The sequence below is a fragment of the Pseudomonas sp. PAGU 2196 genome (assembly GCF_022179005.1).
GTDB classification, from domain to species: Bacteria; Pseudomonadota; Gammaproteobacteria; order Pseudomonadales; family Pseudomonadaceae; genus Aquipseudomonas; species Aquipseudomonas kermanshahensis.
Genome location: NZ_BNTL01000052.1, coordinates 1 through 11828, shown reverse-complemented (window position 1 = coordinate 11828; position 11828 = coordinate 1). Strand labels below are relative to the sequence as shown.

The 11828-nt window shown below is 63.4% G+C and carries 14 protein-coding genes and 1 riboswitch; of the genes, 4 read left to right on the top strand and 10 right to left on the bottom strand.

Annotated elements, in window-relative coordinates:
* Positions 1-302 (bottom strand): DUF2946 family protein (locus MFF34_RS27720; RefSeq protein ID WP_374707428.1); only part of this gene is annotated, 302 nt, incomplete at its 3' end.
* Between the two features lie 422 nt (positions 303-724).
* Here MFF34_RS27720 and MFF34_RS27715 point away from each other — a divergent pair.
* Together MFF34_RS27715 and MFF34_RS27710 are read left to right on the top strand one after the other, a co-directional pair.
* Positions 725-997 (top strand): type II toxin-antitoxin system Phd/YefM family antitoxin, encoded by a 273-nt coding sequence (locus MFF34_RS27715; protein ID WP_238217793.1) that lies wholly within the window; start codon positions 725-727, stop codon positions 995-997.
* Positions 975-1280: a Txe/YoeB family addiction module toxin gene (locus tag MFF34_RS27710; protein ID WP_238217791.1), complete on the top strand. Its 306-nt coding sequence runs from the start codon at positions 975-977 to the stop codon at positions 1278-1280. Before MFF34_RS27715 ends, MFF34_RS27710 begins: the two co-directional genes overlap by 23 nt.
* 101 nt (positions 1281-1381) lie before the next feature.
* Here MFF34_RS27710 and MFF34_RS27705 read toward each other — a convergent pair whose 3' ends face one another.
* The 3 genes from MFF34_RS27705 to MFF34_RS27695 form a co-directional block, all read right to left on the bottom strand.
* A complete protein-coding gene (locus MFF34_RS27705) occupies positions 1382-2158 on the bottom strand; it encodes a ParA family protein (protein ID WP_238217789.1) in 777 nt (258 codons plus the stop codon).
* Positions 2159-2286: 128 nt separating this feature from the next.
* Entirely contained in the window at positions 2287-3870 is a 1584-nt protein-coding gene (locus MFF34_RS27700) for a diguanylate cyclase (RefSeq protein WP_238217787.1), read from the bottom strand.
* A gap of 87 nt (positions 3871-3957) precedes the next feature.
* Positions 3958-4437, bottom strand: coding sequence for a hypothetical protein (locus tag MFF34_RS27695; RefSeq protein WP_085273263.1), 480 nt, complete (start codon positions 4435-4437; stop codon positions 3958-3960).
* Between the two features lie 128 nt (positions 4438-4565).
* Between MFF34_RS27695 and MFF34_RS27690 the strand changes: the two genes are divergently transcribed.
* Both MFF34_RS27690 and MFF34_RS27685 read left to right on the top strand, forming a co-directional pair.
* Positions 4566-5063 carry a GNAT family N-acetyltransferase gene (locus MFF34_RS27690; protein WP_238217784.1) on the top strand — a complete coding sequence of 166 codons (498 nt, stop codon included), beginning with the start codon at positions 4566-4568 and terminating at the stop codon, positions 5061-5063.
* A gap of 132 nt (positions 5064-5195) precedes the next feature.
* Positions 5196-5519 carry a hypothetical protein gene (locus MFF34_RS27685; RefSeq protein ID WP_238217782.1) on the top strand — a complete coding sequence of 108 codons (324 nt, stop codon included), beginning with the start codon at positions 5196-5198 and terminating at the stop codon, positions 5517-5519.
* 65 nt (positions 5520-5584) lie between these two features.
* Here MFF34_RS27685 and MFF34_RS27680 read toward each other — a convergent pair whose 3' ends face one another.
* The 6 genes from MFF34_RS27680 to MFF34_RS27655 form a co-directional block, all read right to left on the bottom strand.
* Positions 5585-6922 carry an OprD family porin gene (locus MFF34_RS27680; protein WP_238217780.1) on the bottom strand — a complete coding sequence of 446 codons (1338 nt, stop codon included), beginning with the start codon at positions 6920-6922 and terminating at the stop codon, positions 5585-5587.
* Complete coding sequence (locus MFF34_RS27675; RefSeq protein WP_238217777.1) at positions 6919-7353, bottom strand: pseudoazurin; 435 nt, start codon at positions 7351-7353, stop codon at positions 6919-6921. The genes MFF34_RS27680 and MFF34_RS27675 overlap by 4 nt, the downstream gene beginning before the upstream one ends.
* 17 nt (positions 7354-7370) lie before the next feature.
* Positions 7371-8150 (bottom strand): ABC transporter ATP-binding protein, encoded by a 780-nt coding sequence (locus MFF34_RS27670; RefSeq protein ID WP_374707429.1) that lies wholly within the window; start codon positions 8148-8150, stop codon positions 7371-7373.
* A gap of 5 nt (positions 8151-8155) precedes the next feature.
* Positions 8156-9172: an iron ABC transporter permease gene (locus tag MFF34_RS27665; protein WP_027593836.1), complete on the bottom strand. Its 1017-nt coding sequence runs from the start codon at positions 9170-9172 to the stop codon at positions 8156-8158.
* A complete protein-coding gene (locus MFF34_RS27660; RefSeq protein WP_238217772.1) occupies positions 9172-10182 on the bottom strand; it encodes an ABC transporter substrate-binding protein in 1011 nt (336 codons plus the stop codon). Before MFF34_RS27660 ends, MFF34_RS27665 begins: the two co-directional genes overlap by 1 nt.
* 126 nt (positions 10183-10308) lie before the next feature.
* A riboswitch (cobalamin riboswitch) is annotated at positions 10309-10508 on the bottom strand.
* Between the two features lie 28 nt (positions 10509-10536).
* Positions 10537-11703 carry a DUF1624 domain-containing protein gene (locus MFF34_RS27655; RefSeq protein ID WP_238217770.1) on the bottom strand — a complete coding sequence of 389 codons (1167 nt, stop codon included), beginning with the start codon at positions 11701-11703 and terminating at the stop codon, positions 10537-10539.
* Positions 11704-11828: the final 125 nt, after the last annotated feature.

Sequence of the window (11828 nt, the reverse complement as noted above, 5' to 3'; positions counted from 1 at the left end):
TGTGCTCCTCGTTCGGCCTGGCAGTGCCGCTTGCCCACACCGGCTGGGCGTTCCTGCCCCCCCAGGCCGAACGAGGAGCACACGGGGCAGTCGAGCTGAGCCATGTGCTGGTCGCCACCGGCGTTGTCCAGGTTGATGGCCGGGCCATGGTCACTGCTGATCGAACAGAAACCACCCTCGAGGCCCGCCAAGCGCAGGCCACTCATCTGGCCGTGATGCAGGCCGCACAGCAATAGGCTGAACAGGACGCTGGCATAAAGCGTCCAGGCGGTCAGCGTGCGGGTCTGCCGGGTGGTTTTCATGGCGGCGAATCTATCACCCGAATGCGTGATCGGGTAGCCCTGGTGACGCAAAATGCTGGGGTGCAAAGCACCTGGATTTGGTTGTCCGGAAGCGCAGAGAGCTACAACGAGGTTAGTGTCTTGGCCTCAGCGATGACGATGTCAAGGTTCGAACTGCCTGAGAATTGACAAGATTGTACAACGTTTTGTACCATTCCCTTGCTGCCGGTACGAATCGGTAACGTTTTCTGGGCCTTTTGGTAAATGCCGGATCGGCGTTTGGTCCAGAATTCTTGATGGAGTAGCACTAGCACTCACAGGTCACCCGGACATGTCCATGACGCGGGCTAATGACCATTGGAGAGACCCTTCCCGGACCTGCCACACACGATGGCGCTCTCGGGAAACAACCTGGTCTGGGGTTATCCCAGCGAGGATTACTTATGCACGTACTGACTTTTAGCCAGGCTCGCGCCGACCTGAAGCAGACAATGGATGATGTTTGCCGGGACCACGAGCCCGCCATAATCACGCGCCAGCGTGGCGAACCTGTCGTGATGCTCTCTCTTGAGGATTACAACGGCATCAACGAGACCTTGCACCTGCTGGGATCGTCGAAGAACGCCTCGCGCCTCCGCTCATCCATTGCTCAGCTCCGGGCCGGCAAAGCCGTAACCAAGGAATTGACAACAAATGAGCAAGAACAAACAGAGTAATAAAGACAGTGCGTGCACCATCGCAGGGGTGAAGTTTACGGATGAAGCATGGGAAGACTACTGCCACTGGCAGCAGGCCGACGCCAAAATCCTGAACAACATCAACTCGCTTATCACTCAGTGTCGCCGCACGCCCTTCACTGGAACTGGCAAGCCAGAAGCCCTCAAGGGCGATCTGACTGGTTTCTGGTCACGTCGTATCACCAAAGAGCACCGCCTGGTCTATTTCTTCGAGGCTGACGTACTCACCATCCTGCAATGCCGCTACCACTACGATGACTAAGTTGTAGCGCCGCGTCGTGAGCGCAGCCATGCTGCCAGCGTTCGGCTGCGGAGCGTTCGCCAGAGGACTCAAATTCTCCCTCTATGTCCACCCCGCTTGGCTCAGGCCGCGCGCTCCAGCACGTCCAGTAGGTCGGCAAACTCCAACGCCAACTTGTGCCGCGGTGCCATGTGCACCAGCGGCACTGACGCCTGGTGCGACTCGCGCATCTTGATCGAGCTGCTCAGGTACACCGGCAGCACCGGAACCCCTTCAGCGCGCAACTGATCGACCAGTGTCTGGTGCAGTGCCGTGCGCCCGGCGAACTGGTTGACGACCACGCCTTCCACCTGCAGCGCTGGGTTGTGGTCCTGGCGTAGCTCCTCCACTTCGGCCATGACGCTGTGCAGCGCATGGCGCGAAAAGCTGTCGCAGTCGAACGGAATCAACAGGCGTTCGGCGGCCACCAGGGCGCTGAAGGTGTAGAAGTTCAGCGCCGGCGGCGTGTCGATGTAGATCCGCTCGTAGTCTTCAGCCAATTCCACCAGCAGCTTGCGCAGCTTGTTGATCTTGAACTTGCTCTCCAGCTTGCTTTGCAGGTCGCTGAGGTCGGGGCTGGCGGTGATCAGGTGCAGGTTGCTGTAGCGGGTCTCGGTAATTGCCACACGGGGCTTTTTGCCGTGCGCGGTGGCGGATGACAAGGTCTGGCGGAAGAAGTCGGCAATGCCCGAGGGGATGGCGTCATTGACCAGGCCGGTCAGGTAGTAGGTGGCATTGGCCTGCGGGTCGAGGTCGACGAGCAAGGTCCGATAGCCTTCAGCGGCACTGGCGGCAGCCAGGTTGCAGGCGATGCTCGACTTGCCGACGCCACCTTTCTGATTGAAAACCACACGACGCATGAGACGCTCATCCATGAAGAGTGAAAATGTCAGGTTGGGGTCAATCCTATGACTGAAACACGACAGTTTTATGACAAGGCTTGTAACAACTTTTGCGAAGGGCCTGGCCGTGACGGTCTGCGCGGGTTTCAGGGCTGAACCCGCGCGACACACACCCGATTGCGCCCATTCTGTTTGGCCGCGTACAGCGCCCGGTCCGCCTCGCTCAATGCATCGCCAGGCTCGCTGCCGGTGCCGCCCGGCCAATGCGCAACCCCCAGCGAAATCGTCACCGCGCCCACGGGTTCCACCGGCGTATCCTGCACCGTTACCCGTAGCCGTTCTGCCACTGCTGCCGCAACCGCCAGGCTTGCCCCCGGCAGCAGCATGAGAAACTCCTCACCCCCGGTGCGGCAAAGCAGGTCGCCCTCTCGGCAACAGCGGCGCATCAGCTCGGCCAGCCGCTGCAGTACCTGGTCGCCCACTTCATGCCCATGGCCATCATTTACCCGCTTGAAGTGGTCGATATCGAGCACGATGGCCGAAAAAGCCCGCCCTTCGGCCTGCAGCAACGACAGGCTGAACTCCAGGTTGCGGCGGTTGCCCAGCCCGGTCAGTGGGTCGGTCTGGGCATCGCGGTTAAGCCGGCCGATGCGCTCTTGCAGCAGGTTGAGCCCGAACAGCAGCGCACGCTTGAGCTCGGCCGCCTCGAAGTACCAGGCCGGCACCCGATGCAGGCGCTCGGCGGTGCCTGCGCGGTCCATCGACCTGGCCCCGGCTGCCAATTGCCAGAGTGGCCGAGCGATGGTCATCGCCAGCCACCACAGCACCAGGCTGCCCACCAGTGCCAGCGGCGCCGAGGTGCCGATAACGTTGAGCACAAGGTGGCTCAAGGGCGCCACGGTCTGCGCCAGCGGCTGCTGCGCCACCACACCCCAGCCAGCGCTCGGCACCGTGGCAAACCCTGCCAGCATTTCCACGCCCTGGCTGTTGGTCAGCTGGCGGGTGCCGCTGTCCAGGGTCGCCAGTTGATCGATCAGCGGGTTGCCTTCCACCACCGTGCCCACCCGCTGGTTGTCCGGGTGATAGAGCAGGCGGCGGTTGCGGTCGACCACATAGAGGTACGAGCCGTCCTTGTAGAAGTGCTCGCCCAGCAGGCTGTTGAGGATGTTGCGCTCGCGCAGGTACAGGCTGCCACCGACGTAGCCCAGGTAACGCCCATTGGCATCGAAGATCGGCTGCGACAGTGCCACCACCAGGTTGTTGGCGGTGGACAGGTAGGGCGTCGACACCAGGGCCTTGCGCCCTTGCAAGGCCTCCTGAACCCCGGGCGACTGCACCTTGGTATTGAGGTAGTGGCGCAATGAGGCAGGGGAGATTGCCCGCAGGATCCCGTCGGCATCGACCACGAACGTCGAGTTGAAGGCCAGGCCCTGGTGCAGCACGCGGTCGGTCTCCGTCTGCAGCGCGGCGGCATCAGCCAACTGGTGGGCTTGCACGCCGGCACTGAACGACAACTGCTGCAAGGCACTGGCGATGAAGGTCTCGGTGATCGACGCCAGCTTCGCCGCGTACACCCGGTTGGCTTCCAGGGCGTGGTCGATCAGCAACTGACGCTGAACCCGGTAGCTGGCGAAATAACTGGCGCACAGCATCAGTAGCGCGGTGAGGGCACAGAGAATCAGAATGAGCGAGCGTAAATCCAGGCGCAATCCGTGCTTGGGGTGTGGCAATCCTGACCTCACTGGTACGAAAAGGGAGTAACCCTGCTGCTTGTAGGTGTAGTGCGTTATTGTCGCCGCAGCGGTGCGTTACGTCGATCAGGAACCTGCTTTTTCCAGTTCAGCCAGCTCATCTTCGACCTGCTGCATGCGCTGCTCGGCCAATGCCTGCACCTGGGTGTCGCGGGCGGTTTCGCGCATCAGCGCGGTCAGTTTTTCGCTCAGGCGTTTGCCGGCCTCAGTCTCTTCAAGTGCGCGGGCCTTGGCCGGGTCCTGCATGGCTTCGACGATGCTGGCGAATTCAGCGTCGCTGAAATTCTTTTCGCTGTAGAGCTTGAACAAGTCCTGGCGCTGGTCCTCGACCGTCAGGTGTTTGCGCAGCACCTCACGGATGCGCGCCTCGGGCACCTGCGGGTGGGCTGGGGCCAGCAACGACGCCATGCGGTCGATGTTGTGCTCATAGGCGTCCTGCAGCGGCAGCTTGGCCAGGATCTGCGCTTCGCGGGAGGGTTGCTGGTCGCAGGCGGCGAGGGCGGTGATCAGTAGCAGTGGCAGTAGCAACGTCTGGAGGCGGGGCATGGGGTGGCCTGGTTGGGCGGTCTAGGCCTGCGATTATACCGGGGTCTTGATCGCGATGAGCCCAGAATTTGCCATGGGCGGCGCGCTGGGGTAGAACCTTTGCCCTCGACTCATTGCCTGTAGCCCACATGCCGAACTGGATCATCCAACCCGTCCCGCGTGACGCCATCGACGAGGTGGTCGTTTTTGTCGACAGCGCCCGCCGCGAACTTTTCCCGCAACTTGCCGACGCACCGTTGCCCCCTGACTTGGCTCGCTTCGCCGAGACTTACCTGGACGGCGAAGGCGTGTTTCTCGAAGCCCGCGATCAGGGCCGTTTGGTGGCCGTAATCGGCTATGTGCCCTATGACCATCGCTTCGCACAACTCGACTATCAGCGGGTGTGCGTGGTCGAGGTGGTGCGCTTGTTCGTGTTGCCGGCCTATCGACGCCATGGCCTCGCCGCCGCCTTGTTCGCCGCCTTGCGCGGTGCGGCCGAACAGGCGGGTGTCGAATGCCTGTACCTGCACACCCACCCGTTCCTCCCGGGCGCGATTGCCTTCTGGGAACGCCAGGGGTTCGCGGTGATCGATGTGGAGCAGGACCCCGTCTGGCAGACCACCCATATGCAGCTGACGCTGGCATGACGTCGCCGTAATCGGTCAGAAACCGCCTACAGCTGTTGTTGTGGAGTGTTCAACGCGTTCATTTCCATAACGCACCTGCTTGCTTACCGTCTCCCTCAAGGCTTACCCAACGCCCCCAAGGGAGATTCACCGATGCCACACATGGCCCTGTACAAGCTCAAACTGCTGGACGAATTCGAAGACTGCAGAGACCCGTGGTCGTTCGGCCACTTCGAAAACAGGCTGATGGATTTGTGGCGGGGTGCCACGCGCCACGACGCCAAGGGCATCATCAATGCGGCGCACAAGGAAGGGCGTTGGCCCAATACCGTGAAGCGGTACCTGCTGACCAACTACAAGGCGTTCGGCAATGTCAGCGCAGAATTGGAGCAGACGTTTATGGAAGTGGTTGCTGCGATGACCTCGCAGGAGAAAGCCGAATGGGGCCTGCAGCCGCTATCCGCTGCAGCGTCTTGAACCGGGGGCTGCTGCGCAGCCCGTCACCGGCACGTTGGTGTGAAGCCTGGGTCCCTGAACGATGATCAGAACCCGCCGCCCAGCGGCCATTCGACCGCCAGGCGGATCTGGTCACCATCCAGTTCCGCCTGCGCCGTGTTCCCCCGGTGCGCGTTATGCCGTACCGAGAACGTGGTGCCCTTGGCCTTGCCACTCTGCACCACATAGCGCGCTTCCAGGTCGCGCTCCCAGTGCTTGCCACCCTTGCCATACCCCAGGTACGCGTAGCCGCCGGTGGGGTCGACATGCGTGCCATCGATATCGAACCCGCGCACGTACAGCGCCGTCAGGTTCAACCCGGGCACACCGTAGGCGCCCATGTTCAGGTCATAGCGCGCCTGCCATGACTTCTCGTTCGGTGCATTGAAGTCCGACATCTGCACGGCGTTGGCGATATAGATCGCGCCCCGCGTCACATAGTCGAACGGTGAATTGCCGTCTACCTGCTGCCAGCCCAGGCTGAACCCGTGCGGCCCCTGGTTGTAACGCGACACCAGGCTCCAGGTGGTGTTGTCGATGCGCCCGGACAGCGCCTTGCCGGTGTCGGTGGTGCGGTACAGGTTGAGGTCGAGGCTCAAGCTGCGCCGGTCATCCAGTGCGTGGGTCAGGGTGCTGCCCAGGTAGTGCTGGTTCCAGCTGTCCTCGTAGCGCGAGGTATACAGGCTGCCGCTGAGGGCCGCGCCGGGGTTCCAGACCACGCCGGCTAGGTCGAAGGCATTGCCCTGGCGGCCATTGGAATAGTTCACCACGAACCCTTGATCGTGGCTTGAAGCGTTGCGATCCGCGTTTTCATTGAAGTGGCCGGCCACCAGCCGAAGCGTGTCGATCTCGTTGCTGGTGAGGAAAAACCCCGTCGCGGTCTCGGGCAGCAAGCGGCTGTCGGACGAACTGAAGACCGGGGTTTTCACCCGCTGCTCGCCGTAGGACAGCACCGTGTTCGACACCCGCATCTTCAAGGCTGCGCCTGCTCGGCTGTATTCGTTTTTCGGGTGCCCGTCGTTGTCGATGCCCAGCAAGCGCGCCTTGCCGGCACGGCCACCGCCGCTGTCGAGCTGTACGCCCAGATAAGCGTGGGCATCGACACCGACGCCGATCAGGCCTTGGGTAAAGCCAGACTGCAAGGTCCCCATCAAACCGTAGGCCCATTCCTCAGCTTTGCCGCTACGTTCGTCGCGTGGCTTGTAGGCATTGCGCGCACTGCTGTTGCGTCCGCCATGCTTGTAGTCGCGCTGGTCGAACACGCTGCGGTTGAGGATGCTCCAGCTGGCGTCTTCTACCAAACCGTTGCTCTGGGCCTGAGCGGAGTCAGCCAATGCGAGCGGGGTAAGCCCGAGCAGAGGCAGGGCCAGCAACAGCCGGCTCATTGCCCGGCCCCCAGCTTCTGCAGTTGCGCTTCGAAGCGGGTTTTCGCCCGTGCAGGCAGGCTAGCAGGCACTGTGGCCGGCGCCGTGTCACCCACCTGGATCACCATCACCATGCCCATCGCCAAGTGCGGAATGCACTGGATACCGTACATGCCGGGTACGCTGAAGGTGTGCTCGTAGGGCTGGTTGAGCTTGCTCTTGAACGCCTCAGCGCCCTGCGGCAGCAACCCCGGCACACTGGCTGCGTTGTGCCCACTCATGGTCGGCACAAAGCGCACGGTATCGCCGGGTGCGATGCGCAAGTGGTCCGGCTCGTAGACCATCGCGCCCTGCGTACTGCGGTTGAGCATCTTCACTTCATGCACATCTGCCAGCGCGGCAGGGGCAAACAGGGTGCTGGCGAGCAGCAGGGCGACAGGGCGCAACAGCATGGTGGGAACTTCCTGGTTCAGGGGGCGCGAAAACGCAGAATGCGTGCGCCGTCGAAGGGGTCGGTAAGGTAGTGGGCGTGTACGCCGAAGGTGCTCAGCAGGCGCTCTGGGGTGAGGACGTCGAGCGGCTTGCCGAGGGCGACCAGGCAGCCTTTGTCGAGCACCGCGAGGCGGTCGCAGGTCAGCGCTTGGTTGAGGTCATGCAGGGCCACCAGCGTGGTAACCGGCAGCCCCTGCACCTGTTGCAGCAGGCTGAGCTGGTGCTGGATGTCCAAGTGGTTGGTCGGCTCGTCGAGCAACAGCACCTGGGGGCGTTGCGCCAGGGCGCGGGCAATGTGCACGCGTTGGCGTTCGCCACCTGAAAGCGAATGCCAAAGGCGCGTGCGCAGGTGCAGGGCATCCAGGTCGGCCAGGGCCTGCTCGACGATGGCGCGGTCCGCTTTGCTGAACGGCGCCAGGGCTGACAGCCAGGGCGTGCGGCCCAGGGCAACGGCGTCGTACACGCTGATGGCGTCAGCGGTATCCGCCTGCTGTTCGACCAGCGCCAGGGCCTGGGCAATGCGCCGGCGTGGCAGTTGCGCGAGCGGTTCGCCCAGCAGCTCGACACGGCCACTGTCAGGCTTGCGCAGGCCCGCCAGCAGTTTGAGCAAAGACGACTTGCCCGAGCCGTTAGGGCCGACGATGCCCAGCGTTTCGCCGGGGATAACGGTTAGCTCGATGTCGCGCAGTACAGGGTTACCGCCCAGCTGCAGCCCTAAGCCCTGGCAGGCCAGGGGAGCAATCTTCACGTTGGCCATGACGGTCATGGGCGCCCCCTTCTGCTGACCAGAATCAGCGCGAACACTGGCGCGCCGATCAGCGCGGTCACCACGCCCACCGGGATCACCTGGCCTGGGATCAACGTGCGCGACAAGATATCGGCGCTGATCAGAAACAGTGCGCCGCCCAGCGCACTGGCCGGCAGCAGGCGGCTATGCCCGGGCCCCAGCAGCAGGCGCAGGGCGTGGGGGATGACCAGCCCGACAAAACCGATGGCGCCGACGATGGACACCATCACCGCCGTCACCAGCGCGGCACAACTGATCAGCAACAACTGGGTGCGCCGCACCGGGATCCCCAGCGACGCGGCCGAGTCGGCGCCGAAGGTAAAGGCATCCAGCGCGCGGCGATGCCACAGGCACACCACCAGCCCGAACAGTGCCACGGGCAGGGCCAGCCACACGGACGGCCAGCGCACGCCACTGAGGTTGCCCAGCAGCCAGAACAGAATGCCGCGCGCCTGCTCGGCGGTGGCCGACTTGGTGATGAGGAACGCGGTCAGCGCAGTGAACAGTTGCGAGCCAGCGATGCCGGCGAGTATCACCTGGGCGTTGTTGCTGCTCGGCCCGGCGGCGCGTGCCAGCACCAGCACCAGCGCAAACGCCGCCAACGCGCCGATGAAGGCACCCCCGGACATGCTCAGGGCGACGCTGCCCAGCCCCAGCAGGCCGACCATCACCGCGCCGGTCGAGGCACCGGCCGACAACCCCAATAGGTAGGGCTCGGCCAGCGGGTTGCGCAGCAGCGCCTGCAGGATCACGCCACACGTGGCCAGCCCGGCGCCACAGGCGGCGGCGACCAGGGTGCGGGTCAGGCGGTAGTTCCAGACGATACCGGCATCAATGGGGTCGACCGGGTAACCGGCCTGCCACAGGTGATTGGCCAGCACTTGGTAGACCACGTTCGGCGCCAGGTTGCTCTCGCCGATCGCCGTGCCGGCCACCAGCGCGACACACAGGGCTGCCAGGGCCAGGGCGCTGTAGGGCAACAGGCGGCTCATCACTGGGCTGCTTTACCGCTGGCGAACGCCGTCGACAGCGTCTGCAGGCCACGGAACAGGCGGATGCCGGCCTGCATGGCGTCGGCGTCGAGGACGATGATGCGGTCGTTCTTCACTGCGTCCATGTTGCGGGTAACCGGGTCGTTGCGCAGGAATTCGAGTTTTTTCTGGTAGTCGTCTGCCGGGAAGCGGCGACGGTCCATGCGGGCGATGATCAACCAGGTTGGGTTGGCCTTGGCCAGGGTTTCCCAGCCCACGGTCGGCCATTCTTCGGTGGACTCGACCACATTGCGCAACCCCAGGGTACGCAGCATGAAGTCAGCCACCCCTTGGCGGCCGGCGACGTAGGGGTCGATATCCAAGTCGGCGCTAGAGAACCAGAACAGTGCCGAGGTGTTCGACAAATCCTTGCCAGCCAACTGTGCCTTGGCGCTGTCCAGGCGGCCCTTGAGGTCGGCGTTCAACGCGGCGCCGCGGTCTTGCACGTCGAAGATTTCGGCCAGCTGGTTGACGCTCTTGTAGATGCTCTCGACCTGGAACGCCTGCAGGCGGGTGCCGTCGGCGCCCACCAGGTTGTCCTTGCCTTCGCAGTCCGACGGCAGCAGGTAGGTCGGGATCTTCAGCTCGTCGAATTGCTCGCGGGTGCCGACCACCCCTTGTGCGCCGACCATCCATTCAAACTGTACGGCCACCAGTTGCGGACGCTTGCCGACCACCGCCTCGAAACTGGGGTCGTTGTCGGCCAGGCGCTCGACCTTGTCGTTCAGCGCCTTGTACTCGGGCAGCACGTTGTTGAACCACAGCGAGGTGCCGGCCAGTTTGTCGCCCAGCCCCAGTGCGTAGAGCATCTCGGTGCCGGCTTGGCCAATGGTCACTGCACGCTCGGGCGCGTGGGCGAAGGTCTGCGGCATGCCGCAGTTGTCGACCGTGAGCGGGTAGTGGGTGGCGGCAGCCTGGGCCAGGCTGGTGAGGCCGAGGCCGGCGATCAAAGCGACAAGACGAGGCAGCATGAGGGGACGATCTCCTATCGAAGGGTTCACGGAATGAACGCACGGACAGGCATCGCCGAGCCCCGTGCACGCGGCAGGGGGCAGCACCCAGAAAAGGGTGGAGATGGCCATCCCGGACACCCCGCCGGTTGGTGTTTTTGCGCCGGCAGGTCTCCTGACTGGTGCGTCATGGCCCAGCTCCAGCCTTCCCGGACAAGGTTATCCAGTGGCATCGATGGAGCAGGCTCGGCACCTACAGTTGCGGGGGCAGTTCCGTTTGGCCCGCGTTAGCGGGCTTGGGATTCCCTATTAATTCCGTGGTGGAAACCGGCGGCCGGCATGGTAGACCATCAGGCAGCCGGGTGAAAACGCTTTTCAGAAGTACTTGAGCCAGGTGATGTCACGCCGACGCGCTTTCAACCGGGCGAAGTTACGTACCGGCAGGTACAGCGACACGGCGAGCAAGACGGCGCCCAGCCACACGGCACCGATGCCGTCGAAGCCGAAGTAATCCCCTTGGTTGTGGCCGAACAGCGCGACGCAGGCCAGGTAAAGCAGCTTCAGCACATACAGGTGCAGCAGGTAGAAAAACATCGGTGCTGCGCCGTAAACCGCCAGGGCGTTGATCCAGCGGGCCTGGCCGGCACGCTCGAAGGCGCGCAACAGCAGCAGGCCACAGCCCAGGGTGAGGGCCAGGAACAGCAAGGACGGCGGATACTTGGTAATGTTGAAGAAGCTCATCAGCGTTTGCGTCAACGTCGGGTACCCGCTCCAGGGTGCCTCGCCGTAGCCGTTGAGCATGCGCAGCACGACAAAACCAAGCAGTGCGATCACCCCGGCCAGCAGCAGGCGGTGCTGGCGTTGGCCTGCGTCGCTGCCACGGGCGAACCAGGGGCCAAGGCCGTAGCCCAAGGCGATGACGCCGATCCAGGGCAGCACGGGGTACGACGTGCGAAGGCGCAGGTTGTCGGAGAATACCAGCCAGCCACGGTCGTGCAGGATTGCCCACGGCACGTGCAGGGCCGACTCAGCGCCGAAGTGCAGGCTGTCGAGCAGGTTGTGCCCGGCGACGATGATTGCACCCAGGGCGATCAGCGCTGCCCGTGGCAACCACACCAGCAGCGACAGGGCGATCATGCTCACGCCAATGGCCCAGATCACTTGCAGGTAGATCACGCTGGGGGGCAGTTGGAAGGTCCAAGCGAAGTTGACCAAGGTGAACTCGAGCGCCACCAGGAACAGCCCGCGTTTGAACAGAAAGGCCGAGACATCGCTACGGCCCTCGTACTTCTCGCCATACAGCCAGGCCGAAAGGCCCGTCAACAGGACGAACACCGGCGCGCAGAGGTGGGCCAGGGTACGGCTGAAGAACAACGACGGGTCGGTGACGTCGATGGCCATCGGGTCGCTGACCTGGCGGTGCAGAAAGAAGGTCTCGCGGACGTGGTCCAGGAGCATGAACAGGATGACCAGGCCGCGCAGGGCATCGATGCTCTGTAGGCGCTGGGTAAGCAGGGTGGGGGTGGCGCTGGCGCTAGTCATGGAAGGTCGCTGGTAGGAATGGGTGTCAAATGAAACGTTATCTTATAACTTAAATTGGGTGGCCAGCAATGGGGTTTTAGAGGGGGTGCACGGCATGAGGGGTTTGGCGCCTATGAGATCGAGCG

Excerpts from the sequence above, each read along its gene's own strand:
- MFF34_RS27680 (WP_238217780.1), bottom strand. The coding sequence starts at position 6,922 with ATGAGCCGGCTGTTGCTGGCCCTGCCTCTGCTCGGGCTTACCCCGCTC.
- MFF34_RS27675 (WP_238217777.1), bottom strand. The coding sequence starts at position 7,353 with ATGCTGTTGCGCCCTGTCGCCCTGCTGCTCGCCAGCACCCTGTTTGCC.
- MFF34_RS27655 (WP_238217770.1), bottom strand. The coding sequence starts at position 11,703 with ATGACTAGCGCCAGCGCCACCCCCACCCTGCTTACCCAGCGCCTACAG.
- MFF34_RS27670 (WP_374707429.1), bottom strand. The coding sequence starts at position 8,150 with ATGGCCAACGTGAAGATTGCTCCCCTGGCCTGCCAGGGCTTAGGGCTG.
- MFF34_RS27685 (WP_238217782.1), top strand. The coding sequence starts at position 5,196 with ATGCCACACATGGCCCTGTACAAGCTCAAACTGCTGGACGAATTCGAA.
- MFF34_RS27665 (WP_027593836.1), bottom strand. The coding sequence starts at position 9,172 with ATGAGCCGCCTGTTGCCCTACAGCGCCCTGGCCCTGGCAGCCCTGTGT.
- MFF34_RS27660 (WP_238217772.1), bottom strand. The coding sequence starts at position 10,182 with ATGCTGCCTCGTCTTGTCGCTTTGATCGCCGGCCTCGGCCTCACCAGC.
- MFF34_RS27715 (WP_238217793.1), top strand. The coding sequence starts at position 725 with ATGCACGTACTGACTTTTAGCCAGGCTCGCGCCGACCTGAAGCAGACA.
- MFF34_RS27705 (WP_238217789.1), bottom strand. The coding sequence starts at position 2,158 with ATGCGTCGTGTGGTTTTCAATCAGAAAGGTGGCGTCGGCAAGTCGAGC.
- MFF34_RS27710 (WP_238217791.1), top strand. The coding sequence starts at position 975 with ATGAGCAAGAACAAACAGAGTAATAAAGACAGTGCGTGCACCATCGCA.
- MFF34_RS27690 (WP_238217784.1), top strand. The coding sequence starts at position 4,566 with ATGCCGAACTGGATCATCCAACCCGTCCCGCGTGACGCCATCGACGAG.
- MFF34_RS27695 (WP_085273263.1), bottom strand. The coding sequence starts at position 4,437 with ATGCCCCGCCTCCAGACGTTGCTACTGCCACTGCTACTGATCACCGCC.